The organism is Actinoplanes sp. NBRC 101535 (assembly GCF_030269225.1).
Taxonomy (GTDB): domain Bacteria; phylum Actinomycetota; class Actinomycetes; order Mycobacteriales; family Micromonosporaceae; genus Actinoplanes; species Actinoplanes rectilineatus.
This window is the reverse complement of sequence record NZ_BSSY01000008.1, coordinates 217,646-242,647: the sequence shown is the minus strand read 5'-3', so window position 1 is coordinate 242,647 and position 25,002 is coordinate 217,646. Positions and strand designations below refer to the sequence as shown.

General features: G+C 71.4%; 19 protein-coding genes. 12 read left to right on the top strand and 7 right to left on the bottom strand.

Going from position 1 to position 25,002, the window contains the following annotated elements; genetic code table 11:
• Nucleotides 1–45 precede the first annotated feature (45 nt).
• The 3 genes from QSK32_RS23445 to QSK32_RS23435 all read left to right on the top strand — a co-directional run bounded on the left by QSK32_RS23445 (nucleotide 46) and on the right by QSK32_RS23435 (nucleotide 4,120).
• Entirely contained in the window at nucleotides 46–1,614 is a 1,569-nt protein-coding gene (locus QSK32_RS23445) for a multicopper oxidase family protein (RefSeq protein ID WP_285473169.1), read from the top strand.
• A 718-nt stretch (nucleotides 1,615–2,332) separates the two neighbouring features.
• Entirely contained in the window at nucleotides 2,333–2,728 is a 396-nt protein-coding gene (locus QSK32_RS23440) for a ribosomal maturation YjgA family protein (protein ID WP_045745901.1), read from the top strand.
• A 597-nt stretch (nucleotides 2,729–3,325) separates the two neighbouring features.
• Nucleotides 3,326–4,120, top strand: a complete 795-nt coding sequence (locus tag QSK32_RS23435) for an NPP1 family protein (protein WP_045745900.1) — start codon at nucleotides 3,326–3,328, stop codon at nucleotides 4,118–4,120.
• Between the two features lie 238 nt (nucleotides 4,121–4,358).
• Here the strand turns inward: QSK32_RS23435 and QSK32_RS23430 are convergent, their stop codons facing one another.
• Entirely contained in the window at nucleotides 4,359–5,060 is a 702-nt protein-coding gene (locus tag QSK32_RS23430) for an XRE family transcriptional regulator (RefSeq protein ID WP_285473168.1), read from the bottom strand.
• A 55-nt stretch (nucleotides 5,061–5,115) separates the two neighbouring features.
• Nucleotides 5,116–6,126, bottom strand: coding sequence for a LacI family DNA-binding transcriptional regulator (locus QSK32_RS23425; RefSeq protein ID WP_285473167.1), 1,011 nt, complete (start codon nucleotides 6,124–6,126; stop codon nucleotides 5,116–5,118).
• A gap of 104 nt (nucleotides 6,127–6,230) precedes the next feature.
• Between QSK32_RS23425 and QSK32_RS23420 the strand changes: the two genes are divergently transcribed.
• Nucleotides 6,231–6,512: a hypothetical protein gene (locus QSK32_RS23420; RefSeq protein WP_285473166.1), complete on the top strand. Its 282-nt coding sequence runs from the start codon at nucleotides 6,231–6,233 to the stop codon at nucleotides 6,510–6,512.
• On the opposite strand, the gene QSK32_RS23415 is transcribed toward QSK32_RS23420, so the two are convergent.
• Both QSK32_RS23415 and QSK32_RS23410 read right to left on the bottom strand, forming a co-directional pair.
• Entirely contained in the window at nucleotides 6,491–7,843 is a 1,353-nt protein-coding gene (locus QSK32_RS23415) for a PQQ-dependent sugar dehydrogenase (RefSeq protein WP_285473165.1), read from the bottom strand. The two genes, QSK32_RS23420 and QSK32_RS23415, sit on opposite strands and share 22 nt — an antisense overlap.
• A 9-nt stretch (nucleotides 7,844–7,852) precedes the next feature.
• Nucleotides 7,853–8,515 carry a GNAT family N-acetyltransferase gene (locus QSK32_RS23410; RefSeq protein ID WP_045745897.1) on the bottom strand — a complete coding sequence of 221 codons (663 nt, stop codon included), beginning with the start codon at nucleotides 8,513–8,515 and terminating at the stop codon, nucleotides 7,853–7,855.
• Between the two features lie 139 nt (nucleotides 8,516–8,654).
• Here QSK32_RS23410 and fxsA point away from each other — a divergent pair, with 139 nt between their 5' ends.
• The 6 genes from fxsA (at nucleotide 8,655) to fxsT (ending at nucleotide 17,612) form a co-directional block, all read left to right on the top strand.
• Nucleotides 8,655–8,828 carry an FxSxx-COOH cyclophane-containing RiPP peptide gene (gene fxsA / locus QSK32_RS23405; protein ID WP_063775564.1) on the top strand — a complete coding sequence of 58 codons (174 nt, stop codon included), beginning with the start codon at nucleotides 8,655–8,657 and terminating at the stop codon, nucleotides 8,826–8,828.
• Nucleotides 8,829–8,936: 108 nt separating this feature from the next.
• Nucleotides 8,937–10,136: an FxsB family cyclophane-forming radical SAM/SPASM peptide maturase gene (locus tag QSK32_RS23400; RefSeq protein WP_285473164.1), complete on the top strand. Its 1,200-nt coding sequence runs from the start codon at nucleotides 8,937–8,939 to the stop codon at nucleotides 10,134–10,136.
• Nucleotides 10,133–11,776 carry an aKG-HExxH-type peptide beta-hydroxylase gene (locus tag QSK32_RS23395; protein ID WP_285473163.1) on the top strand — a complete coding sequence of 548 codons (1,644 nt, stop codon included), beginning with the start codon at nucleotides 10,133–10,135 and terminating at the stop codon, nucleotides 11,774–11,776. Before QSK32_RS23400 ends, QSK32_RS23395 begins: the two co-directional genes overlap by 4 nt.
• Before the next feature lie 84 nt (nucleotides 11,777–11,860).
• Nucleotides 11,861–12,520 (top strand): TIR-like protein FxsC, encoded by a 660-nt coding sequence (locus QSK32_RS23390; RefSeq protein WP_045745894.1) that lies wholly within the window; start codon nucleotides 11,861–11,863, stop codon nucleotides 12,518–12,520.
• Nucleotides 12,520–13,689: a hypothetical protein gene (locus QSK32_RS23385; protein ID WP_045745893.1), complete on the top strand. Its 1,170-nt coding sequence runs from the start codon at nucleotides 12,520–12,522 to the stop codon at nucleotides 13,687–13,689. Before QSK32_RS23390 ends, QSK32_RS23385 begins: the two co-directional genes overlap by 1 nt.
• Nucleotides 13,686–17,612 carry an FxSxx-COOH system tetratricopeptide repeat protein gene (gene fxsT, locus QSK32_RS23380; protein WP_285473162.1) on the top strand — a complete coding sequence of 1,309 codons (3,927 nt, stop codon included), beginning with the start codon at nucleotides 13,686–13,688 and terminating at the stop codon, nucleotides 17,610–17,612. The genes QSK32_RS23385 and fxsT overlap by 4 nt, the downstream gene beginning before the upstream one ends.
• Here the strand turns inward: fxsT and QSK32_RS23375 are convergent.
• Together QSK32_RS23375 and QSK32_RS23370 are read right to left on the bottom strand one after the other, a co-directional pair.
• The gene (locus tag QSK32_RS23375) at nucleotides 17,563–18,555 is read right to left on the bottom strand and encodes a zinc-binding dehydrogenase (RefSeq protein ID WP_285473161.1); all 993 of its coding nucleotides are present in this window, start codon (nucleotides 18,553–18,555) and stop codon (nucleotides 17,563–17,565) included. The genes fxsT and QSK32_RS23375 overlap by 50 nt on opposite strands.
• A 364-nt stretch (nucleotides 18,556–18,919) precedes the next feature.
• Complete coding sequence (locus QSK32_RS23370) at nucleotides 18,920–19,855, bottom strand: alpha/beta fold hydrolase (RefSeq protein WP_285473160.1); 936 nt, start codon at nucleotides 19,853–19,855, stop codon at nucleotides 18,920–18,922.
• A 127-nt stretch (nucleotides 19,856–19,982) separates the two neighbouring features.
• On the opposite strand from QSK32_RS23370, the gene QSK32_RS23365 reads away from it, so the two are divergent.
• The gene (locus tag QSK32_RS23365) at nucleotides 19,983–20,369 is read left to right on the top strand and encodes a hypothetical protein (protein WP_285473159.1); all 387 of its coding nucleotides are present in this window, start codon (nucleotides 19,983–19,985) and stop codon (nucleotides 20,367–20,369) included.
• Here QSK32_RS23365 and QSK32_RS23360 read toward each other — a convergent pair.
• A complete protein-coding gene (locus QSK32_RS23360) occupies nucleotides 20,366–22,609 on the bottom strand; it encodes a putative bifunctional diguanylate cyclase/phosphodiesterase (RefSeq protein ID WP_052720898.1) in 2,244 nt (747 codons plus the stop codon). The genes QSK32_RS23365 and QSK32_RS23360 overlap by 4 nt on opposite strands.
• A 179-nt stretch (nucleotides 22,610–22,788) precedes the next feature.
• Between QSK32_RS23360 and QSK32_RS23355 the strand changes: the two genes are divergently transcribed.
• Nucleotides 22,789–24,702: an oxidoreductase gene (locus tag QSK32_RS23355; protein ID WP_045745391.1), complete on the top strand. Its 1,914-nt coding sequence runs from the start codon at nucleotides 22,789–22,791 to the stop codon at nucleotides 24,700–24,702.
• The last annotated feature ends 300 nt before the right edge of the window (nucleotides 24,703–25,002 follow it).

Here is a 25,002-nt window from a genome sequence, read left to right as displayed (position 1 = left end):
CTGAACGGATGTGGAAGGCACGGAACCGCCGATAGTTTTCCCGCCGTGACCGACAAACTCTCCCGGCGTTCCCTTCTCCGGATGGGGCTCGGCGGCGTCACCGGCCTGGCGCTTCCGGCCACCGTGGCGACCGCCGTCGCGGCCCGTCTCGCTCTCGAGGCCGCCCACACCAGCCCGTCCGTGGACCGGTTCGCGGTACCGCTGACCATTCCTCCTGTCCTTACTCCCTACGACGCCGCCGGGCCCACCGACATCTACGAGATCCGGCAGGTCACCGCCGAGGCGGAGATCCTTCCGGGATTGCGGACCCCGGTCTGGACCTACGGCGGCGTCTATCCAGGGCCGACCATCGAGGCTCGGCGCGGCCGGCCGGTGTCCGTTCGCCACCGCAACGAGCTGCCGGTGCCCACAGTCGTCCACCTGCACGGTGGCGTCACACCACCGGACTCCGACGGATACCCGCTCGACCTGGTGCTGCCACGTGGCGTACACGATTGGCAAGGTCATCACCTCGGTGCCGGCCCGCCTCCCGGAGGCACTGCGGGGGTCGCGCACGGCGAGCGCACCTATCACTACCCGAACGACCAGGCGGCCGCCACGCTCTGGTACCACGATCACCGCTTCGACTTCACCGGGCCGTCCGTCTACCGCGGTCTCGCCGGGTTCTACCTGCTGCGGGACGAGGCCGAGGAGTCGCTGCCGCTGCCACGGGGGCGACGGGAGATCCCGTTGATGATCCAGGACCGCTTCTTCAACGAGGACGGCACCTTCTTCTACCCGTCGCTCGACCCCACCCTGGTCGAGCGGCCGGGGGTGCAGGCGCTCTTCGCCGACGGGGTCCGTGGCGACACGATCCTGGTCAACGGAAAGCCGTGGCCGTTCCTCACCGTCGACGGGGCGCGCTATCGGTTCCGGGTGCTGAACGGTTCCAACGCCAGGGCGTACCGGCTGAGGCTTGATCCCCCACCACCAGGCGGCGGCGGTCTCGTCCAGATCGGCAGTGACGCCGGCCTTCTGCCCCGGCCGATCCCGCTCGACGAGGTCTACATCGGCCCCGGCGAGCGCTATGACGTGATCGTCGACTTCTCCCGGTACTCGGCCGGCAGCCGTGTCGTGCTGGCCAACGGCGATGGCGACGAGCCGACGGCACAGGTCATGCGGTTCGACGTCGGTTCGCGGGTGACCGACGACTCGGTCATTCCGGAAACCCTCGTCGCCGATCTCGAGCCGATGCCGCCGATCGACGCGCCGACCACGCGCTCCTTCGTCTTCACCGGTGGTCAGGGAGGCATCCCGGCGACCATCAACTACCGCACCTTCCAGGCCGATCGCCTGGATGCCTCAGTGCCTCTCGGCGAGACCGAGATCTGGTCGATCAAGGTGGATCCCGAGCATCCGTTCCACCCGCACCTCGGCCACTTCCGGATCCTCGATCGCAACGGGGAGCCGCCCGAGCCTCAGGACTCGGGGTGGAAGGACACGGTACAGATCCGGGCGGGCGTCGTCCGGGTCGCAATCCGCTTCAACACCTACACCGGCCGCTACGTCCTGCACTGCCACAACCTCGAACACGGAGACATGATGATGATGGCGAACTACGAGGTGATCCCGTGACCGGCATGCGCCGCCTCACTCTCTGGCTCACCTTTGCCGCCGAGATCGGCCATCTCGTCGCCGCATGGGTCGATGCCCGCGGCTGGCCGCTGATCAGTGGTTTCCACGTGGTGATCGCCTGTTGCTGGGGTCTGCTCTTCGCCGGGCTCCACGAACCCGTTCCCCGAGCCCGGACGATCGGTCGCGCCAGGTCTCTGGCAACGGCTCTCCCGGTGCTCTACCTGCTGAGTCACACCGTCGGCCTGCCGACGTTACTGACGTTCACCCGGCTCCCGGTCGACAAGACCGGCATCGTCGTCACGGCCATCGAGGTGGTCCTGCTGATCGTCCTTCTCCGGCTGCGGCAAGGTTCCCCCGCCGAACCTCGGAAGCCCCGGCAGCCCTACGGTTCCCCGCGATGGGGTCGACCGGATGCTCTGACCGCCGTGTTCGGCGCCGGCTCCGACGACCCGGCTGGAAGGCGCGGTGTCACCGACCTCACTGCCGGCCTCGTGGTTGACCGCGAGGGACGGGAGTCCGACTGTGAACCGCGGGACCTTCAGAAGCGTCCGCCGCGGTCGTCTGCCAAACCGGCAGGTGCAGGACGCAACGGCGTGGGCAGCGGCGTCCCGTTCCCGACATCCCGACAGACCGGGAATGAAGGCACGGCACAGGTTGCTCGGGGACGGTCCTGGGTGTGGGGCGGTGGCGGGTGCGGTGGGCCGCTACGTTCCGAGCCATGATCATGGAAACACGGTGGGTCCGGCTGAGTGCGGTGGCGACCGTTGCGCTGTGTCTGGTGGCGGCATTCGGGATCCGATCGTTCACCGGGACCGGCTCTGGGGTGCTGGCTCAGTCCTCCGGGACATTGCTCTACGCCTCCGTCATCTATGCCGGGCTGGCCTTTCTCTGGCCACGGGCGCGGCCTCTGATCCTCGCCGCCGGCGCGATCGGCTTTTGCTGGGCGGTCGAGCTGTCCCAGTTGACGGGTATCCCCGCCTACCTGTCCGCACGGAGCCTGGCGGCACGGCTGATTCTCGGGAGCCAGTTCGATCTGGTCGACATGGCTTGGTATCCGGTGGGTGTGCTCCCCCTGGCAGTCCTGCACTACTGGCTGATCCGCGCCAAGCGCTGACCGGTCGGCGAGCGGAACAGATGTGACGAGGGCGGGTGAGGGCCGAGACCAGGACCACGGCTCAGGCGGTGGCCAGTGCTCCGCGGACGAATACGGCTGTGAGACGGCGGAGGGAAGTGATGGCGAATGTGGGGCCGGTGGGGACTATCAGGCGGTCGGCGTCCAGGCCGGTTACGTCGCCGCCCAGGAACCAGCAGTGTCCGCCCGACGTGGTCAGCGGTGCCCCGACGCCACGACCGCGAGCAGCTCCGCCCCGGATCCTCGTCTCCGATGTGGACTGGATGACATTACGCCGTCGAGGTGGCTACCGGTGTCTCAATTCTGGTTGGCGAGCGGATCGAAGCGGTGGTGTTCGCGTGGCTGCCGGATGGGTCGACTCGGGTGGCTGGACGGGTGGCCGCTGGGCCATGAAGTGGGCTTGAGGTGCGGTTCTGCGGGACGGCCGGTTTCGCGTACCCGGAGGGGAAGTGCGAGTAAGACCTGGCTGGAGCATCACATGGTATTCAAGGTTCCCTATTGCCCTGGCGGGCCACAGCAGCGAAGCTGTTCGCGGTTACCGGCGAGTAAGCCGGTCCGTCCCCTGAAGGAGTCTGGCTCATGGTTTCCCCGAACCAAACCCCCGAGCCCACCGGAAAGCGCGGGCGTCGCGCGGCGATCATTGCGGGCGGCGCGCTCGCGATGGTGGTCGCGGCGGCCACGCCGGCACTCGCCGCTCCCCCGGCGAAACTGCCGGGCAACGCCGAGGCGATCGAGAGCAAGTGGCAGCCGGCCTACGATTACGACACCGACGGCTGTTATCCCACCCCGGCGATCGGGCCGACCGGCACGGTGAACGGCGGGCTGAACCCGACCGGGTCGCTGAGCGGCGACTGCCACGACACATCCGACCTGGACAACACCAACGGGTATTCGCGGTACAAGTGCAACAACGGCTGGTGTGCGGTCGCCTATGGTCTCTACTTCGAGAAGGACCAGGCGCTGGCGAACAGTTCGATCGGCGGGCACCGGCACGACTGGGAACACGTGGTCGTGTGGGTGCAGAACGACGTGGCGAAATATGTGGCGACGTCGGCGCACGGCGATTTCTCCGTGTACGCCTCCAGCAGCGTCATCTGGACCGGGAACCACCCGAAGATCGTCTACCACAAGGACGGTGCCAGCACGCACACGTTCCGGCTGGCGAACAGCAACGACGAGCCGCCGGAGAACGGTTATGGCACCTGGCAGTACCCGACCCTGGTCGGCTGGAACGGATATCCCAGCACCGCGATCCGGGACACGCTGAGCAACTACAACTTCGGGAGTGCGAACTTCGGGCTGAAGGACGCCAACTTCGTCAACCTCATCACCGAGGCGATGCCGTCGGGAATCAGTTTCAACCCGTCGGCCTGACCTTCTGGCCGTGCCGGGCCAAATCAGCAAGCGGCCGACGACCACAACCCGCAAAGGGCGGTTTCCAGCTTGATCCGGGCACGATCGACTTCTTTGCGTTGCGATCGATCAGCTACGCGGACGACCACCTGACGAAATCGGCGGCGCGTTCCTGCCCGGTCTCTTCTGGTGGTCGTGGGCCTCGACGTTGAGCTGCGAGATCACATGATCGTCCGACCACCGGACGGCGTCCCGCGGGCTATACCGCGGGACGCCGTCCGGCACGGAGCTTTCCGGCCAGCGCCTTGACCTGTTCGAACTGGCCGGCCGTCAGGTGGCGCGCGTCCCAGAGCAGGGCTGCGGCCGGGCCGGGTGGCTCGTCGGCACAGTCGATGCCGGTGATCGCCGTGAAATCACGAGATCCGATGTCCAGGAACGCGGCGAAGTGGGTCAGCAGAGCCGGCGTGAGCTGCTTGCCGCCACGCCCGATCACGCCGATCGTCGCCGCGGACAGCATCGGCCCGCCGCCGAGACCGAAAAGGCAGTAGGCCGCGGTGAGCCAGGTGAGATTACGGTTGTGGAGCAGGCGCACGAGCCGCCCGCCCGGGCCGGCCGGATAGATCAGGTGGGGTGGCAGCGGTCGCGGCGGGGCAGTCCGGGGCAGTCGCGGCAGAGCGCCGATGAACCGGTGCAGGTCGTCGACGGCGCCGGGCACATGGATGAGTTCCCAGATCACGCCGCGCACAAGACCGAACGCGTCCGGGTCCGCCGGGGCGAGGTCGTCGGGGACCGGCTGGTCGGCGATCAGGAACAGATCGCTGCGGTGCAGTCCGAGAGCAGGCGCGAGCCGGCGCAGCAGGGCGGGTGCAGGCCGTCCGTCACGTTCCGCGGCGATGATCTCGCGGTCCGCGACAAGAGCGAGATCAGCGAGGGTACGGGTGGTGAGTCCTCGAACCGCCATGAGGCGCACAAGACGCCCGCCGAATGAGGTAAGCATCGAAAGGCAGGCCCAGCGGTCAGGTGGAGGCGCGGATCAGCAGCTCGGGGCGGACCAGCGCCGGCGGCGGGACCGTCCCGGCCAGCAGGTGCTCGACCTGCGCCACGGCCAGCTCGCCCATCTGGCGCTTGTCGATGTCGATCGTGGTCAGTGGGGGCTCCAGGAATTCGCCCATGGTCAGGCCGTCGAAGCCGACCAGCGCCAGGTCCCCCGGAATCGCCAGGCCCTGACGGCGGGCCGCCCGGTGGGCCCCCATCGCCACCAGGTCGTTGAAGGACAGCACCGCGGTCAGATCGGGACGGTCCCGCCGCAGCTGTTCCAACCCCTCCTCGCCGCCGGCCACGGACTGGTGGACGGACGCCACCGCGTCGGCCGCGACCGGGATGCCGTGTTCCGCCGCCACCGCCAGGAACTGTTCCTTGCGGGCGGGGTCCCGCGCGTCCGGGCAGTCGATCATGCCGATGTGGCGGTGGCCGCGGGCGAGCAGGTGGCTGACGGCGGCCTGCATGCCGGTGCGGATGTCGATGTCGACGGCGGCGAAGGCCGGGTCCTGCGGGCGGCGACTCATCAGGACCAGGGGCACGCCCTCGATGGCGGCGGCCACCACGTCGTCAGGCTGGTAGAGGTAGCAGATCAGTGCGTCGACCTGGTCGGACAGGGACCGTAGCAGGGCCGGTTCGCGGTCGGCGTTGTACTGGGTGGTGCTGATCAGGGTCTTCCAACCGCGGCTCTCGGCGGCGTCGATCACCCCGGCGATGATCTCCGGGTAGAACGGGTTGACCACGTTCGCCACGACCAGGCCGACGGTGGTGGTCGCCGGGCGAACCAGGCCGCGGCCGAACCGTGACGGACGGTAGCGCAACTGACGGGCTGCGTCGAGCACCCGGCGACGGGTCTCGGGATCGATCTCGCCCTTGTCGTTGATGGCGCGGGACACGGTCTGGTGGGAGACGCCGGCGACCCGGGCGACGTCACGGAGCGTCACGCGACGGGCGGCGGTCGGGGCGGTGTCCTGCTCTTCGTTTTCCACGGCCTCTGCATCGTAATCCGTTATCCGGTTGACGAGACGCGGCCCACGATGCACGATGCCGTTAACGGTCACGTTAACGGTAACGGACAGCGCGAGGAGGCGTTATGGACATGTATGCGGCAATCATTGCGGCGCGGATGGCCCGGCAGGAGATGGAGTCGGCGCTCCCGCACGCGGAGGTGGTGCCGCCCCGGCAGAGGTGGACACGGCTGCGGCGGCTGCTACGGGGAGGGGCGGCATCCCCTCCCAACAGCCCACAGAACGAGCCGGAGGACCAGCCGGACAACAAGCTGGAAAGCGAGCCGGACGACCAGCCGGAAGACCGACCGGACGACCAGCCGCCGGAGCAGAAGAACCCGGAACGTCAGGCGGCGGCCACGCGATAGACAGCCCCGGCCTGATCGTCGCTCACGTACAGCGCGCCGTCCGGCCCCTGGACCGCCATCACCGGCCGGCCCCACCGGGACCCGTCCGGAAGCTGGAACCCGGTGAGCAGCGTCTGCTGCGGACCGAGCCCACCGTCGCGCCAGGCGAAGAACGACACCTCCGGCGCGCGCGGCGGCTTGCGGTTCCACGAGCCGTGGATGCCGACCAGCGCCCCGGGGCCGTATCCGCCGCTCAGGCCGGGCGACACGGCGAAGCTCAGGCCGAGCGGCGCCGAGTGCGCGCCCATCCCCTGCTCCACCGGCACGAGTGAACCGCAGTCGAGCTTGGAGCCGTCCGGGTTGAGTTGCACGTCGGCGACGTAGGGCCGCTGGGTGTAGCTCAACGGCGAGTCCTTCTCCCCCGGCTGCAGGTCGGGGTCCGGATTGCAGTACGGCCAGCCGAGCTCCCGCCCCGGCGTGAGGCGGGCCAGCTGCTCGAACGGGTGGTCGTTGACGTATTCCTGGACGACGTCGCCCCGGTTCCAGGCTCCGTCCTCGTGGGGGTACCCGATGTTGTCGCGGTGGTTGACGGCCGTCCACACCGAGCCCGCCGGGTCGACGGCGAGGCCGGTCCCGTTGCGGACACCGCGGGCGTACGTCGTGGGTTGCCCGCCGCCCGGGGGCACCCGCAGGATCGACGCGCGTTCCGGGGTGGCGTCCCGGTCCTCGACGGACACGTTGCCGGTCGAGCCGACCGACACGTACAACGCGCCGTCGTCGCCGACGGCCACACTCTTCAGGGCGTGCGAGTACGCCCCGCGCAGTTCGGGACTCTTGTCGTCGGGCAGGCCGCCGACGACGACCCGCTTGTCGGTGACCGTGCCGCGCGCGTACCGGAAGGAATCGACCTTGTCGCTCTCGGCGACGAACAGGGTGTCGCCCCGGAAGGCCAGGCCGTGCGGCTGGTTGAGACCGGACACCAGGGTCTGCTGGGTGGCCGCGCCCGCGCCCGGTGTCAGCGCGAGAACGTCACCGTGCTTGGGGCGGGACACCAGCAGTCTGCCGTCCGGGGTCCAGGCCAGCAGCCGGGCGGCGGGCACCCGGGCCCAGACGTCGACCGTCCACCCGGGCGGGGCCTGCAGTGTCCGGGGCTGATCGAAAGGCGCCGTGCCGGTGCCGTCCAGCGGCCGGACCCGGACCGCGGTCAGGGCCGGCACGTCCGCCGCGGAGGGCGCGGTCGAGGGCGGCGGCGCGGTGCCCCGCGGCGCCGAGCCGGCCGGGTCCTCGGAGGAGCAGGCCACCAGGAGACTGATCACACCGGCGGCCGCCGCCGCACGAGAGCCGATTCGCACAGTTCAGCTTTACCCGACAAATCCGTTCTCGGCAAAACTGGCGATGACGACCTCGGCGACCGGGCGCCAGCCGAGGCGGGTGTACAGCAGCTGACCCTCCTCACTGGCGATCAGCAAGCCGTGCACCGAGCCTCGGGCGACCGCCGCGCTGCTCAGCGCCCCCATCACCGCGCTGCCCAGGCCGCGCCGGCGGTGGCCGGGCATGGTCTCGATCCGGTCGGCGACCGCGTCGGCGCCGCTGCACCCGACGGTTCCCCGCGCGCCGAGTAACCCGTCCGTGTCCCGGGCCAGCACCGTGATCACGTCGCCGGCGGCCTCCACCGTGAGGGTGTAGCCGTCGACCGTCGCCGGTGGGCGGGGCAGGGCGAGCAGGTCGGCGGCCATCAGCATCTCGGTGCGTTTGAGGATGGTCAGGCCGGCCGCCTCCAGGTCCACCACGGTCCGATCCGGATCGTGCGAGGCCACCGAGAGCCAGATGACGCCGTTCTCGGTGCGGGCCAGCGAGACCAGCGGGCCGATGCGATCGCTGTCGGTGATCACGTACTCGATGTCGCGGGCGACGTGCAGGCCCGCGACCCGCAACGCGCCACCCACGTCACGGGCCGGGTCCAGGCCACGGGCGACGCCCCAGCCTCGCTGCCAGCGAACCACCAGCTCCGTCAACGCACTCATCGGCACAGTAGATCATCAAGCCCGGACGGGAGGGCACGGAATCCGCGCGGACGTCGATGACGGTCGCTGCGATACGGTCACCGCGTGTATGCTCAGCCTCACCCGATCGAGGAAGGCGGGGCACATGAAAGCGGGGAACATGACCAGTCGCGACACCCCCGTGGTGGGCGGCAGTGTTCTGCTCGACATCACCGACATTCCGCTGGAACGCCTCGCGGAGCTCGAGTCCCCATCCCTGAGCCGGCTCATGGACGAGCTGGTGGCGCAGTCCGAGCAGCCGGAGACGTCGTTCGGCTTCAGCTCCTCGATCTGACCGATGACCGCCGCCACCGACCGCGAATCGATCTGACCGATGGCCGTCGTCCCTGACCGCGAATCGAGCCGACCGACGGCCGCCCCTTACCGCGAATCGATCTGACCGATGACGGTCGCACCGGCCCGCGAGCTGGTCGTCAAATTCCACGAGCGGTGCAACATCGCCTGCGACCACTGCTACATGTACGAGGCCGCCGACCAGGGCTGGCGTGCCCGTCCGATCCGGATGGCCGCACCGACCGTGGACCGTGCCGCGCAACGGCTCGGTGAACACGCCCGGGCCCACGGGCTCGGCGAGGTCCGGGTGGTCCTGCACGGTGGTGAGCCGCTGCTGGCCGGCGTCGCGGCGATGGAGTCCGCGTTGCGTTCGTTCCGGGACGCCCTGCCGCCGGGGGTCCGCCTCGAGGTGGCCGTGCAGACCAACGGGATCCTGCTGACCGAGTCGTTCCTCGCGCTGTTCCGGGAGCACGGGGTGCGGGTCGGGGTGAGCCTGGACGGCGACCGGGTGGCCAACGACCGGCACCGCCGGTACGCGAACGGCCGCAGCTCGTTCGACGAGGCGCTGGCCGGTGTCGAGCGTCTGCGCCGCCCGGAGAACGCGGCGATCTACGGCGGTCTGCTCTGCACGATCGACCTCGCCAACGACCCGGTCGGCACCTACGAGTCGCTGATCGCGCTCGGCCCGCCGCGGATCGACTTCCTGCTGCCGCACGGCAACTGGGCCCACCCGCCGCCGGGGCTGGCGGATCGTGCCGCTCCACCCGGCGCGGAGCGACGCACCAACACGCCCGGCGCGGAGCGACGCACCGGCACGCCCTACGCGGACTGGCTGATCGCCGTCTTCGACCGCTGGTACGCGGCACCCCGGCTGGAGACCGAGGTCCGGATCCTCGACTCGATCATGGCGTTGCTCTGCGGCGGGGTCAGCCGTACCGAACTGCTCGGGCTGCGGCCACCGTCCGCGGTCGTGGTGGAGAGCGACGGCACCTACGAGGGCGACGACGCGCTGAAGACCACCGACAGCGGGCCCGCCACCGGCCTGTCGGTACACACGCACTCCCTCGACGACCTTCTCGCGCACCCGGCGATCGCCGCCGGTCGACGGGGCCTGGAGAGCCTCGGCCCGCAGTGCCGCGCCTGCCCGGTCGTCACCGTCTGTGGCGGCGGCCTGCAGGCGCACCGCTACTCCCCCGGCGCGCCCGGTGGTGACTTCAGCCGGCCCTCGGTGTACTGCGAGGACCTGTTCGCCCTGATCGGACACGTCCGGCAGCGGCTCGCCGCCGATCTGCTCGGTCTCCGCCGATGACCGATCCGGCACTGCGGGTCTCACGGGCGCAGCTCGACGAGATCGCCTCCGGGACGCCCGGACCGGAGACCCTGGACCTGCTGCTCACCGGGCAGGCCGCCCTGCGCCGGCTGCTGCTGCTCGCGGTGCGGCGACGGCTGGGCGCGGCGGCCGATCCGGCGTTCACACTGCTCGGCACGGCTGCGGTGGCGGCTCGTACCCCGGTGGAGGAGATCGTCACCCGGCCGTTCGCGCACGCGTGGGCGACCCGCGTGCTCGCCGCCGATCCGGAGCGGGCGCGGGCCGCTCTGGACGCGCTGGCGACCGCCGCCGCGATCCGGGCCGGGCTGGAAGTGGACACCGCGCTCACGGCCGCCGGCGGCGAACTGTTCCTGCCCGGGGTGGGCCGGCTCGACGGACTGCACTGCACCACGGTCACGGTCCGGCAGAACGGTGCCGGCACGGACTTCGGCTGCCCGCACCCGGGCGCGTCACCACCGCGGCGGCACCCCGCACGCACGGTCACCGTCGAGGACGGATGGACGATCGGCGTGGAGGACCTGGAACCGGGGCGGGACAGCCTGGGAGCGCCGCGCACCCTGTCGCCCGGTGCGCTGCGCGACGCCGAGAACCTGCTCCGCGAGGCCTGGGCGATCATCCGCCGGCATCATCGGGGGTACGCCCCGGCGGTGCGCGCGCTGTTCCGGTCGGTCGCGCCGTTGACCGCCGCGGGCACCGGCGCCACGAGTTCGTCGTCGCCGCTCGCGGCCGGCTGCGTCGCGATGGATCTCGCGGTGCCCGCGCCGACCGCGGCCCTGCTGATCATCCACGAGGTGCAGCACTCCCTGCTCGCGGCGGCCGAGGACCTGGTCCCGTTCTGCACCGGGCCGGCCGTCGAGCGGTACCGCGCACCGTGGAAGCCGGTGCCCCGGCCGGCGCCGGCCATGCTCCAGGGTGTGTACGCGCACGCCTCGGTGATCGACTACTGGGCGGCGCGGGCGGGTGCGGCGCCGGACGACCGTGAGGCGTGGTGGCAGTTCGCGTACCTGCGGGAGGTGACCACTCCGGCGATCCGGGCGTTGCGGTCGTCCACCGAGCTCACCGGCGCGGGGCGGCGGCTGCTCGACGGCCTGCTCGCGCGGGCGGACGGCTGGGCGGATGTCGCGGTGCCGGCGGCGGTGGCGGGACTCGCGCGGCGGACCGGGCGGGTCGAGGCGGTTCGCTGGCGACTCGGCAACCTGCGCGCGGTGGACGGGGAGGCGGCGCGCGTCGCGGCCGCGTACACCAGCAGTGAGAAAAGACCCGCGCTGGCCGGACCGGTGCTCGCGGCCCGGCCACCCACCCGGCCGGATCCGCCCGGCGGGATCGTCGCGCGGCTGCACGCCGCGGGCTCGGGCCGCACATCCACCGCGCCCGGCGGCACCGCGGAGGCCGAACTCGCCCGCGCCCGGCAGGCGGTGCTCGACCGGCCGGACGACGACGAGGCGTGGCTGGCTCTCGCCGCCGCGCACCCGGCGGTCGCGCTGACCGAACGCCCCGACCTGGTACGGGCGGTCTTCGCGCTCCTGGCCGGCGGAGGAACCGACGGGAGAACCTCGCCGGACGATCTGGCCACCTGGCTGTCGGCCAGATGGCACCAGGAGCATGCCGCAGCGTGGTGACACGCACCGTGACGGTCACTACTATCGGCGTAGATCGATCGCGACGACGGCGGGAGATGGTCGCGTGGGATGGACCGCAGGCCCATGACCCCACGGAAACGGGGCGACGACACGGCCGAACCGGTGTTCTTCTTCAGCTACGCCCGGCCGGCGCGGCTGCCGGCGAGCACCGGGCTCGAGGCCGACCCGGCCAAGGAGGTCAACCGGTTCTTCGCGGATCTGACCAACAAGGTCAACCAGTTGGTGCCGGTGCCGGCCGGCGGTGACGTCGGGTTCATGGACCGCAGGCTCGAGTCCGGTGTGGACTGGCACGACGAACTGTTCCGCAACCTCAGCGGCTGCCGGGTCTTCGTCGCCCTGCTCTCCGCGCAGTACGTCGGTGTCAGCAGATGGTGCGTGATGGAGTGGGACTACTTCTCCCGCCGGGAGGTCCGGTCCCGCCCCGGTTCGCCGTCCCGGCCGCACGCCACCGCGATCATCCCGGTGCTGTGGGCCCCGGTGATGTCGCGGATGCCCTCTACCGTGCGAAGGGTGCAGCAGTTCAGCCCGTCGGTGGAACGCCTCAGGCCGATGTACGAGTCCGAGGGAGTGCTGGGGATGCAGAGTCTCGACGAGAGTGCCTACGCCGCGCTCGTCTGGATCCTGGCCCGCGAGATCCAGAACCGCTGGGCCCATCTGGAGGTGGCCCCCTCCGCCCGCCGGACCACCCGGGGGCTGCTCCGCTCCTTCCAGGACGGTGCCTGATGACCCTGCCCGGCAGCTTCTACTTCTTCATGAGTTACGCCGAGGTGCCCCCGGTGCCGATGCTGCCCGCCGGGGAGCCGGCCACCCGCGACCCGCTCGTCGACACGTTCTTCGCCGACCTGATGGGCGTGGTGCAGCGGCTGGCCCGGGCCGGGGCGCGGCACGTCGGCCTCTACGACCGGACACTGTCCTCCGGCACCGGCTGGCGTGACACCCTGCGTGCCCTGGGCCAGGCCGAGGTGCTGGTCCCGCTCTACTCCCCGCGATACGTGGCCAGCGCCTGGGCCACCGAGGAGCACTACTCGTTCCAGAAACGCCTCGAGGCCGCGCACGCCGATCCGGCCCGGCACATCCAGCCGGTGCTGTGGATGCCGTTCCCGGACGGCGTCGACCCGGCCCAGTACGGCCTGAGCCTCGAGGAGGACGTGCCGCAGTACAAGACGCTCGGTCTGGGCGCGCTCTGCGACGCGGGACGGCTGGACCGGACGCCGGACCCGGAGTACCGGCAGGCGTACGAGAAGATCGTCGAACGGATCGCCCGGCGCATCGTGGACGCCGCCGAACAGTCCCCGATCGGGCCGTCGGCGCCGCCGCCCGAGCCGCCCGGCTCCGGGATCGCCCCGTCCGCCGCCGACCTGCTCATCGTGGTGCACACGGCACCCGGATCGACGGCCCGGACCTGGACGCCGTACGCCGACGCCGGCCGGACCCCGGTCGCCGGGCAGGCCCTCGCGGTGGCCCAGCGGCTGGACGTGGTCGCCGCGATCAGCACCCTGCGCGAGGCGGTCCGGCTGTGGCGGCACCGGCCCGCGGTGCTGCTGGTGGACGTCTGGCTGCTCGACGACGACGAGCGGGCCGCCGGCCTGGCGGAGATCCTGCACGGGCTGCCCCGCTGGGTGACGCCGCTGCTGATCGCCGACGCCGGCGACCGGGTACACGCCACGCGCGTCGCGGAGTTGCGCGACCGGGCGCTCGCTATGCTCGGCGGCGCCGCCGACCCGGCGACCTCCGTGGCCGGCAGCGCCGACGACTTCGTGAAGATCATGCCGGTCCTGGTCAGTCAGGCCCGGAGCCGCTACCTGCATGAGCTGCCCCGCACCTTCCCGAGCCGGCCCCGGCTGGGAGTGGCCGAGCCCCGGCACATGCCCGCACAAGGCGAGGACCGATGACCGCAGAGCCAACTGGCAAGATCGTCACGTTCTACTCGTTCAAGGGCGGGACCGGCCGCACCATGGCACTGGCCAACGTGGCCTGGATCCTGGCCGCCAACGGCCGCCGGGTGCTCGCCGTCGACTGGGACCTGGAGTCGCCCGGACTGCACCGCTACTTCTCGCCGTTCCTGAGCCGTGAGGAGATCGAACACAGCCGCGGCATCATCGGCATGATCCAGAACTTCCAGAACGCGATGGCCCGGCACGACTCGCGCACGCCCGACGTGGACGTCGCGGCGTACGCCCGGCTGGAGGGCCAGGTCCTCCCGCTCACCTGGGACTCGTTCGGTGCGGGCGGGCGTCTCGACCTGCTCTCGGCCGGCAAGATCAGCAAGGATTACGCCACCGTCCTCGCCGGTCTCAACTGGGACGACTTCTACGAGAAGCACGCCGGCGGCCTGTTCCTCGACGCGCTGCGCGCCGAGATGAAACAGCAGTACGACTACGTCCTGATCGACAGCCGCACCGGGTACAGCGACGTCGCCGACGTGTGCACCATCCACCTGCCGGACGTCCTCGTCGACTGCTTCACCCTCAACGAGCAGGGCATCGAGGGCGCCGCCACGGTCGCCCGCCAGGTCGAGGACCACCGCCGCAACATCCGGATCCTGCCGGTGCCGATGCGGCTCGACGCGGCCGAGCGTACCAAGATGGACGCCGGGCGGGCCTTCGCCAAACAGCGGTTCGAGGGGCTGCCCGCCGCGCCGGACCAGGAGACCCGGGACCGCTACTGGGAACGCGTCTTCGTCCCGTACCAGGCGTATTACAACTTCGAGGAGCGCCTGGCCACCTTCGGCGACCAGCCCGGTTCGCAGAACACCATGCTGGCGGCGTACGAGACGCTGACCGCCGAACTCACCGACCACGCCGTCACCACCTTCCCCCGGCTCGACCCGGAACTCCGGGTGCAGATCAACGACCAGTTCGAGCGGCGCCTGACGGTCGCCGAGACGAGCGTCGCGCTGCGCTACGCCGCCGGTGACCGGGTCTGGGCCGAATGGATCACCCACGTCCTCGAGCAGGCCGGTGTCCAGGTCACCGACCCGGTCGCCGACCCGGCCACCGACACCACCGGCATCCGGGACCTGCTGATCGTGTCGAACCGCTCGGAGGCCGACCCGGACCTGCGGCTCACCGCGGCCAACCAGATCCGGCCCACCGCGCTGGCGGTCTGCCTCACCGAGGCGATCCGGGCGCCGCAACTGACCGGCCGGCGGGCGATCTTCCTCGCGGGCCTCGGTGAGGAGACCGCGGTCCGGGCGGTGCTGCGGCTGGTCGGACGGCCCGACTCGCTCTCCGCCGAGCCGTACACCGGCAGCCGCTACCCCGCCGACGAGCCGTACGTGTCCAACCTGGAAGCCCGCAACCAGCGGTTCACCGGCCGCGAGGACGACCTGGTCAACCTGCGGCGGCAACTGCGGGTCAACCGTTCGGCGGTGCTGGCCGGCACGGCGACCGTCGCGCTGCAGGGCATGGGCGGCATCGGCAAGACCCAGATCGCCCTCGAGTACGCGCACCGCTACCGCACCGCGTACGACGTGGTCTGGTGGGTGACCGCGGAGCCGGTCACCTTCGTCGACAGCCAGCTCGCCGACCTGGCACCCCGGCTGCGGCTGCCGACGGTCACCACCAGCCCGGCGATGGAGAACGCCCGGACCGTGCTGGACGCCCTGGTCCGCGGCACGCCCTACAAGCGGTGGCTGCTCGTCTACGACAACGCCGAGGACCCGGACCGGCTCACCCAGTTCCTGCCGCAGGGCGGCTCCGGCCACGTGCTGATCACCTCGCGGACCCCGGCCTGGGGCGGCCAGGCCACCACCGTCCCGGTCGACGTGTTCGCCCGCGAGGAGAGCATCGAACACTTCCGCAACCGGGTCGCCACGATCAGCCGGGCCGAGGCGAACCAGCTCGCCGACCTGCTCGGCGACCTGCCGATCGCGGTCGCCGCGGCCGCCGCGCTGCTCGCCGACGCCGAGTACACCGTGCCCTACCTCGTGGACGCGATCGAACGCAGCGGACCGCACAGCATCCCGCTACCCGGCCAGCAGGCGCCCGAGGAGGTCCGCGCCCAGTCGGTCCAGGCGGTCTGGGAGGCCTCCCTGACCCGGCTGCAGGACCGGTCGCCGGCCGCGTACCGGCTGCTGCAGCTCTGCGCGATGATGGACACCTCGATCGCGCTCGACTTCATCTACAGCGACGAGCTCACCGAGGCGCTCATCCCGGTCGACTCCACGCTGCGCGAACGGATGGTCCGCGGCCGCCTGGTCCAGGAACTCAACCGGCTCGCCCTGGTCCGCACCGACCGGCAGCCCGGCGAGCGCGGCGGCCGCATCACCGTGCACCGGGTGGTGCAGACCGTGGTCCAGTCCAAGATGACCGCCGAGGAACTCAAGGAGACCCGGCACCACGTCCACCTGGCGCTGGCCCGGTTCCGGCCCGGCGGCGAGGTCGACGACCCGGGCACCTGGTCCACCTTCCGGATGCTCTGGCCGCACCTGGAACTCTCCCAGGCCGTCGAGTGCCGCGACGAGTCGGTCCGTCAGCTGCTCATCGACCGGGTCCGCTACCTGTGGCAGGTGGGCGACCTGAACCGCGGGCGGGAACGCGCACGGCGTACCGAACAGGTGTGGCAGACCCGGCTCAAGGAACTGGAGGCGGTCACCCCGGTCGACGAGCAGGAGATCGCGTCCCGCCGCCGGCAGCTGCTGCACCTGCAGTTCAACAAGGCCAACCTGGTCCGCAGCCTCGGCGACTTCAGGGAGTCCCGGTCGATCGACGAGGCCGTGCTCGCCGAACAGGAGGCCCTGCTCGGCCGGGACCACCCGCTGACCCTGGCCACCGCGAGCAGCCTCGGCGGTGACCTGCGCAGCCTCGGGCAGTACCAAGAGGCGCTGGAACGGGACAAGGAGACGTACGCCGCCTGGCAGGACGTGTTCGGCGAGGACCACCCGCGGACCCTGGCCAGCCTGAACAACCTGGCCACGTCGTACCGGCTGATCGGCGACTACACCGAGGCGCTGAAACTCGACGAACGTGCCGCCCGCGGCCGGCGGACCGTGCTCGGCGACCGGCACCCGTCCACGTTGCAGTCGATGGGCCACATCGGCCGCGACCGGCGTGAGGGTGGCGACTACCACGGCTCGGTGATCATCCTGCGGGACGTGGCCCGGATGTTCGCCGAGGAGCTCGGCGAGGAGTCCCGGGAGGCACTGAACGCCAACGCCAACCTGGCCATCTCACTGCGCAGCGTCGGCCGGGAGAGCGAGGCGAAAGATCTCCTCGACAACGCGTACGGGCTCCTCAGCGAAAGTTTCCCGACGGCGCCGGACACCCTGGCCTGCCGGCTGAGCCGTGCCGTGACGCTGCTCGGCACCGCCGACGAGCAGGCCCACGAGGAACTCGTCCAGGTGCACGAGGCGTTCAAGACCGACCTCGGCCCGAAGCACCCGCACACCGTCGTCTGCGTGAACGACCTGGCGATGGCGTTGCTGGCGACCGGGTCGGTGGAGGTGGCCCGGGCGCTGGCCGAGGACGCCGTCCGGGACTTCGCCACGGTGACCGGTCAGGACCATCCGTACGTGGTGGCCGCCGAGACCAACCTGGCGGTCTGCGTCGCCGAGTCCGGGCAGCCGGCCAGGGCGGTCGAGATCCTGCTGCGGGCCTCACGGCGGGCGGCCCGGGTGCTCGGCGAAACGCACCCGGACACGCTGAGCATCTACGCCAACCTGGCACTGCTGGAGGACGAACCGCCGGGGCGGAACGGGCGGCTGACGTCGCTGCTCGAAAGACTGTCCGCTCTGCTCGGCGAGAGCCACCCGACGCTGACCGTCCTCAAACAGGGTCGCCTGCTGCGCCGGGTGATCGACCCTCTGCCGTTCTGACCAGCAGCAGGGTTTTGCCCAGCGCGGTCCGGTCCTCCACCGCGCGGTGCGCGTCGGCGGCACGCTCCAGCGGGAAGGTCTGTCCGATCACCGGCCGGACCTTCCCGGCCGCCGCGTGCGCCAGGATCTCGGTCGCCCACCGCCGCATGTGGGCGCGAAAGTCGAAGAGCTGTTCGATCCCGATCACCTGGATGCCCCGCTCCCGGGCCAGGGCGGCGTCGATGGCGGTGACGTCGCCGCTGGAGGCGCCGTGGACGGAGAACCGGCCGCCGCGGGCCGTCACCTCGAACGCGGCCCGCCCGATCCGGCCGCCGACACCGTCGAACACGACACTCGGACCCTTCGCCTCGAACACCCGCTCGGCCCAGCCGGGCTCCGCGTAGTCGACGACGGCGTCGGCACCGAGCCCCCGCACCACCTCCAGCTTCCTCGGCCCGCGGGCCGCGCCGGCCACCTGGGCGCCCGCCGCGAGACAGAGCTGCACCAGCAGCGTGCCCAGGCCACCGGCCGCGGCCTCCACCAGCACCCGGTCGCCGGCCACGATCCCGGCACGCTCGACGAGGCCCTGCGCGGTGCTGCCGTCGCTGTACAGAGCGGCCGCCTCCGCCAGGCTCACCCCGTCCGGCACCGGGAACAGGTCCTCTTCGGCCGCCACGGCACGCTCGGCGAAGCCGCCGGTGTCCCCGGTCATGGTGACCACCCGCCGGCCGCGCCAGGCCGGGTCGACCCGTTCCCCCACCGTGGTCACCACGCCGGCGACCAGGCCGCCGGGCACGTACGGCAGTGGGGGGCGTTCGTGCCACCTGTCCACGCCCCGCCGGATCTGCGTCTCGACGAACGTCATGCCCGCGACCGCCACGTCGACCACCACCTGGCCGGGGCCGGCGTCCGGTTCCGGGGCGTCGCCCGGAACCATCGACTCGGGTCCCCCGAATTCCGTCACGCGTACTACTCGCACTCGCTCACTCCATCCGTTCGCCGGCACCACGAAGGATCGTGAAACATCAAGCGGGGTTGAGGTCAACCGCGCCGTGATCGAGTCCCCCGCCGTGATCGAGTCCCCGCCGTGATCGAGTTCCCCGCCGTAATCGAGTCCCCGCCGTAATCGAGTCCCCGCCGTAATCGAGTCCCCGCCGCGGTCCCTTCCGGCCACGAACGACACGGCCGACGGGGATCGGCGCAGACCGCCCGGCGCAGACCGCCCGGCCCGGCCACCGGCCCGGACCTCCTCGCCGGAAACGCCGCCCGTCAGTGCGAACCGGGCACCATCGGGACCGCGGCAAGACGGCCCGGGCGTGCTGGGCGGGTCACACCGCTGCGGAGAGTTCCTCGCCGGGGATCTCCTGGTGGGGACGGTCGTCGACGCCGGCCAGCCACGTCAGCACGCTCGGCAGGACACCCATCGCCGCGAAGTGGCCGCGGCCGTTCTGCAGCTCGAGGACGGCGCCAGGGATGTTGCGGGCCAGCCAGCGGGCGTGGGCCGGCGGGGCGAAGTTGTCCTGCTCGCCGTGCCAGATGTAGACCGGGACGCGGATGTCACCGACGGCGAATCCCCAGTCGCGGCGCATGGCGAGCACGTCGTCGATCCAGCCGTGCGGGCCCTGGCTGACCGCCTCGTCGTAGGAGTCGACGAGCAGCCGCTGGATGGCCGCCTCCTGGACGACCCGCCGGTCGGCCGGTGCCATCTCGGTCAGCAGCTGGTCGAGCAGGCTGTTCGGGTCGGCGGCGGTGCGGTTGGCCCGCCACCGGAGGCGTTCGCTGATGCCGGAGTTGTCGGGGTCGGCTGCCGGAATGAAGGCGGCCACGTTGTCGTCGGTCATGCCGGCGCCGAAGTCCAGGTCGGGGGCGTGCGGGGCCATGCCGACCAGGGTCGCGGCGCGGTGCACCATGTCCGGCAGCAGCGCCGCGCAGGCCAGGGCGTGCGGGCCGCCACCGGAGCGGCCGACCACCGAGAAGCGGTCCAGTCCCAGGTCCCGGGCGATGTCGGCGACGTCGGCGGCGGCGTCCGCGACGCGGCGGCCCGGCTGGGGTGTCGACCGGCCGTAACCCGGGCGGTCGTAGGAGATCAGCAGGATGCCACGCCGGTAGAGGACACTGGCGCGGGGCAGCGGCCCGGTGCGGCTGCCCGGGGTGCCGTGGAACAGGAAGACGGGCCAGCCGTTCTCGGCGCCCGTGGCGTTGACGGCGAGGATCCGGTCGTCCCGGGTCTTCACGTCACGACCGCCCACCCGACGTCGGGACACCGGCACCTCCTGACGCGGTCGCTCCATCGGCGATCCCTCGTACCCTACTCGTCGCAAGGCTCCGAGCAAGAAAACTTGACGGTATTACCCCGTATTGTCCATAGGACAGCACTCTCGTGTCCGGACGATGATCGTCCGCCGCATCCTATCCAGACACCTTTCGCAGTCAGGGTTTGCCGCTGTGTTGATTTCGGGCGCCCAGCACGCCCGAATTCACCACACCGCCACGGGCGTGGTGATTTCGGGCGTCCAGCGCGCCCGAAATCAACACACCACCACGGGCGTGGTGACTTCAGGCGCCCAGCACGCCCGAAATCAACACACCACCACGGGCGTGGTGACTTCAGGCGCCCAGCACGCCCGAAATCAACACACCACCACGGGCGTGGTGACTTCAGGCGCCCAGCACACCCGTAATCAACACACCACCACGGGCGTGATGAATACGGGCGTCCAGCGCGCCCGAAATCACCACGCGGACGGGCTTCGCACCCTGACCGCGAAACGTGTCTAATCGGTACGCGCCGCGGACAGCTTCTCGGCCCGGACCCGGGTGGCGAGCTCCTCCGGGGTCAGCGGCTTGGCGTACAGATAGCCCTGTCCGGTGGTGCAGCCGAGGATGCGCAGTTCGTCGGCCTGGGCCGGGGTCTCGATGCCCTCGGCGATGGTCCGCAGCCGCAACACCGTGGCCAGGTGGATGATCGCGGTGGTGACCGCGGCGCCTTCCGGGCTGCCGTCGAGTTCCGCCACGAAGCTTCGGTCGATCTTGAGGATGTCGACCGGGAGCCGGGTCAGGTACTGCAGCGACGAATAGCCGGTGCCGAAGTCGTCGACCGCGATCCGGATGCCGTGGCTGCGCAGTTCGTGCAGGGCCGCGATGCCGCTGTTGTCGTCCACCAGTGCCGACTCGGTGATCTCCAGGATGAGGCGGCGGGCCGGGGCGCCGGTCCGTTCCAGCACCGCCAGCACGTCGTGCACGATGGTCGGCTCGCGCAGCTGACGGGGTGACAGGTTGACGCTGATGTACATCTCCTCCCGGCAGGCGAGCAGTTGGATCAGCGCCTGTTCGAGCACCCACAGGCCGATCGGGATGATGGTGCCGCTGCGTTCGGCGACCGGGATGAACTCGTCCGGGCGGATCAGCCCGCGGACGGTGTGCTGCCAGCGCAGCAGCGCCTCGGCGCCGAGCGCGTGACCGGTGGCCGTGTCGACGATCGGCTGGTAGACCACCTTCATCTCGTTGCGGCCCAGCGCCTGCTGCAGGTCGTCGGCGATCGCCGCGTCGGCGGCCCGCCGGTCCACCATCCCGGGCTGGTACAGCGTGAAGCCGTGACTGCCGGCCCGTTTGCTCTGGTACATGGCCACGTCGGCGCGGCGGATCAGGGTCTTGTCGTCCAGGCCCGGCTCGTGGACGGCGGCGCCGATGCTGGCCCGGACCGGCAGCGTGTCGTCGTCGACGACCACCGGGTGGGCGGCCATCGAGGCGAGCAGCCGCTTGCAGACGGCGCCGGCCTGCTCGTCGTTGACGATCTCGGTGAGCAGTACGGCGAACTCGTCGCCGCCGATCCGCGCGATCGTGCTCTTGCCCCGGATGCCGCCGCGCAGCTGATGCGCCACGTGCACCAGGTACGCGTCCCCGACCGCATGCCCGTACGCGTCGTTGACCAGTTTGAACCCGTCCAGGTCGATGAGCAGGATCGCCGGGTGCTCGCCCCGTTTCATCGCCCGGTCCAGCCCGTCGTCGAGCCCGGCCCGGTTGGCCAGCCCGGTCAGCGCGTCGGTGATCAGCAGCGCCCGGCTGTCCCGCAGCGACAGCATCTGCCGGCCGGCCGCCGCGCAGGTCATCAGGGTCAGCCCGAGCACCAGCCCGCCCCAGGGCATGAACTGCCGCTCGATCAGGGTGACCGCGAGCATGAACAGGCCGCCGCAGATCATCGCGACCATCGGCAGGTACGTCGACCAGGCCGGCGCCTTGGTGATCCGCGGATGGTGCGACAGGTCCCGGGCGCTGCTCAGCGCGACCAGCGGGGCGGCGGTGACCAGGACGCCCGCCGCGATCAGCATCCAGCCGGCGACCATGTTGCCGACGTCGGAGTGGGTGGCGGCGGTCCGGGTCATCAGGATGTCGGCGACGGCCCAGATGCCGATGCCGACGGTGTACACCGTGACCGGCGCGGCGAACCGGGTCACCGCCCCGCGCAGGATGATCGCGGCGACGGCGGTGAGCATCAGCAGGTCCCCGAGGGGCCAGGCGATCGTCCCGATCCAGAGCAGCCGGGGACTCTCGTGGGCCAGCACCGGTTCCAGCGCCACGTACCAGATCGCCATGAAGCCGGCGCCGAGGACCGTGCCCACCTCGGCGACCAGCGCGGCTCTTCGGCGACCACGGAAGTGCCCGAGACCCGCTCCGAACGCGCCGAGCGCGAAGCAGACGTACATCGCGGTCCGGGAGATCATCATCGCGGCGAGCCAGAAGGTGCCGCCGGTCGACTGGGCGACGGCGTACAGCCCGAACGTGACGATCTCGGTGAGCCGTCCGGCGGCGATCAGCCACCACGCCCCCGGCTTCGTCCCGGACCGGCGGGCCGCCCGGAAGCAGCACACCGCGCCGACCACGTCCAGCACGACGAGCGTGAGGATGGTGATCCACGGGCCGGATTCCCGGTCGAGGAGGCCGATCACCTGCCCGGCGACGGCCGCCACACTGAGCCCGGCGAGGCCGGCCGCCCAGCGTCGACCGGCCCGCGACGGCATCCCGCTCCGGCTCTTTCGCGGCACGTCCTCTGATCGGCGGGACGGACACGATTCTGAGCCGTCGGCCACCCGGCCGCGTTTCCCCTGGTCGCGGGGATTCGTTACATTCCGTCAGTGGTAACTGATCTCTGGCGTCACCCCTGGCCGATACCGTCACAGCGGCCGCCGGGCCCGACCCGATGAGCCTGCTGTACACGCCGCTGCGGCTGGGTCCCCGGACCGCACCGAACCGGATCGTCGCGGACGGGCACGGCACCGGACTGGCCCGGGGCACCTTCTCCCCCGAGCTGCTCGCGTACCTGGCCGCCCGGGCGGCCGGCGGCGCCGGCATCGTGATCACCCAGTCCGCCTGTGTCACGGCCGGTCACGGCGACCTCCCGGTGCTGCCGGAGGGCCGGATGATCCCGGCGTTCCGGGCGCTGGCCGACGCGGTCCACCCGCACGGCTCGCTGGTCTTCGTCCGCCTCGAACATCCCGGCGCCCAGGCCGTGTACACCGGGTCGGGCACACCGGTCGCGCACGGTGCATCACCGGTACCCCTGAGGCTGTTGGGGAATGCGCCCGGCGTGCCGCACGCCGCCGACGACGCGTTCCTGACCGACGTGATCCGCGGATTCGCCGACTCGGCCGCCCAGGCCAAAGCGGCCGGGATCGACGGCGTGGAACTGCACTTCGCCCACGGTGACCTGGTCGAACAGTTCCTCGACGAGGAGACCAACCAGCGCGGCGACCGGTGGGGCGACGACCCGCTGCTGCTGGCCCGGGAGATCCTGCACGGGGTCCGGCAGGCGGTCGGCCGCCGGATCGTGGTCGGCGCCCGGGTGACCGGCGGCGTGCCGGGCGACCGCGACGCCACCAACCGCAAACAGCAGACCGTCCGGGAGCTGCTGGAACTCGGCATGCTCGACTACGTGTCGGTGACCGCCGGACACTACGCGGACGCCCGGGGCACGGCCGGGGCGATCCCGGACGCGAGCCACCCGCCGGCGGTGTGGGCCGAGTTCGGCAGGCGGATCCGCGAGGGCTCCCCGGTGCCGGTGATGCTGGCCGGGCGGATCACGTCGGCGCCGCTGGCCGCCTCCCTGATCGACGACGGCGCGGCCGACCTGGTGGCGATGACCCGCGCGCTGGTGGCCGATCCTGATCTGCCGCGCAAGGACCCGGCGCAGGTCCGGCCCTGCGTGGGCATCCAGGACGGCTGCTGGGGACGGCTCGCCAAGGGACAGCCGCTGCGCTGCGCGTTCAACCCGCACGCCGGCCGCGAACTGCTGCCGCTGCCGGCGCCGGTGCGCACCGAACGGCACGTCGTGGTGATCGGTGCCGGCCCGGCCGGGCTCGAAGCCGCCCGCTCCGCGGCGGCCCAGGGACATCTGGTCACCGTGGTCGAACGGTCCGGCCAGGTGGGTGGCCAGGTCCGGATCGCATCGGGTACGCCGTACCGGCACGAACTGGCGGACGTGCTGGATTGGCAGGAACGCCAGTGCCGCAGCCTGGGCGTGGCCATCCAGCTGGATCGGGACGTGGACGCGAACGGCGTACTGGCCCTGCGTCCGGATGTGGTCATCCTGGCCACCGGGTCGCGCGGCACCGCCCTGGACGGCGAGATCGACGTGCGGGAGGCGCTGACCACCCCGATGGGCGACCATGTCCTGGTCTACGACAAGTGGGGCGGGCGGGCCGCGTTGTCGGTCGCCGAAGGTCTGGTGGCGGCCGGTAAGCGGGTGGTGTTCGCGACGCCGCTGACGTTCCCGGGGCAGGGCGCCGACGAGACCGTCCGGTTGCCGTCGTGCCTGCGGCTCGGCGCGGCCGGTGTCCGGTTCCACGCGACGGTCACGCTGACCGGGCTGGCCGGCGGTGAGGCGTGGCTGCGCGACGACTACAGCGGACGGTCGTTCAGCGAGCGGGCGGACGCGGTGGTGGCGTCCCGGCCGCCGCAGCCGGCCGACGAACTGGCGGAGGCGCTCCGCGGCCGCGTCGAACTCCATGTGATCGGTGACGCGCGCTCCCCGCGCGGTGTCACCGAGGCGACCGCTGAGGGTTTCGAGACGGCCCGGCTGCTCGGCGACGTGATCCCGTCGGTGCAGGTGCTGTAGGGCCGGCGGAGAGCACGTTTCCGCAGGTCAAAAAATAATTTGACGACGCCGGTATCCTGCCCGCCATGCCGGCGCAGCGGGAGGTGCCCGGGCTGGAGGGGGTCCGTGGATCGAGCGCGGCCGGGACGCCTTGGAGTAGGTGGGGGAGGTGTGGGCGTACCCCCGGAGAAAGCGTCCGCAGACCGCCGGGATGCGGCAGGAACGGGGTCGGAGCGCCGGATCGAGGTACCCGGATCGCCGGAAATCTCCCGGGCGCGTAGGGTTTCCGGCCGGACCGGTCGCCACCTCTCCCGACGGGCG

What these genes read in the sequence shown, in the direction of transcription:
- QSK32_RS23440 (WP_045745901.1), top strand. Translation starts at nt 2,333, where the DNA reads ATGATCATGGAAACACGGTGGGTCCGGCTGAGTGCGGTGGCGACCGTT.
- QSK32_RS23435 (WP_045745900.1), top strand. Translation starts at nt 3,326, where the DNA reads ATGGTTTCCCCGAACCAAACCCCCGAGCCCACCGGAAAGCGCGGGCGT.
- QSK32_RS23430 (WP_285473168.1), bottom strand. Translation starts at nt 5,060, where the DNA reads ATGGCGGTTCGAGGACTCACCACCCGTACCCTCGCTGATCTCGCTCTT.
- QSK32_RS23420 (WP_285473166.1), top strand. Translation starts at nt 6,231, where the DNA reads ATGGACATGTATGCGGCAATCATTGCGGCGCGGATGGCCCGGCAGGAG.
- QSK32_RS23410 (WP_045745897.1), bottom strand. Translation starts at nt 8,515, where the DNA reads ATGAGTGCGTTGACGGAGCTGGTGGTTCGCTGGCAGCGAGGCTGGGGC.
- fxsA (WP_063775564.1), top strand. Translation starts at nt 8,655, where the DNA reads ATGACCAGTCGCGACACCCCCGTGGTGGGCGGCAGTGTTCTGCTCGAC.
- QSK32_RS23400 (WP_285473164.1), top strand. Translation starts at nt 8,937, where the DNA reads ATGACGGTCGCACCGGCCCGCGAGCTGGTCGTCAAATTCCACGAGCGG.
- QSK32_RS23395 (WP_285473163.1), top strand. Translation starts at nt 10,133, where the DNA reads ATGACCGATCCGGCACTGCGGGTCTCACGGGCGCAGCTCGACGAGATC.
- QSK32_RS23390 (WP_045745894.1), top strand. Translation starts at nt 11,861, where the DNA reads ATGACCCCACGGAAACGGGGCGACGACACGGCCGAACCGGTGTTCTTC.
- QSK32_RS23385 (WP_045745893.1), top strand. Translation starts at nt 12,520, where the DNA reads ATGACCCTGCCCGGCAGCTTCTACTTCTTCATGAGTTACGCCGAGGTG.
- fxsT (WP_285473162.1), top strand. Translation starts at nt 13,686, where the DNA reads ATGACCGCAGAGCCAACTGGCAAGATCGTCACGTTCTACTCGTTCAAG.
- QSK32_RS23365 (WP_285473159.1), top strand. Translation starts at nt 19,983, where the DNA reads ATGATCGTCCGCCGCATCCTATCCAGACACCTTTCGCAGTCAGGGTTT.
- QSK32_RS23360 (WP_052720898.1), bottom strand. Translation starts at nt 22,609, where the DNA reads ATGCCGTCGCGGGCCGGTCGACGCTGGGCGGCCGGCCTCGCCGGGCTC.
- QSK32_RS23355 (WP_045745391.1), top strand. Translation starts at nt 22,789, where the DNA reads ATGAGCCTGCTGTACACGCCGCTGCGGCTGGGTCCCCGGACCGCACCG.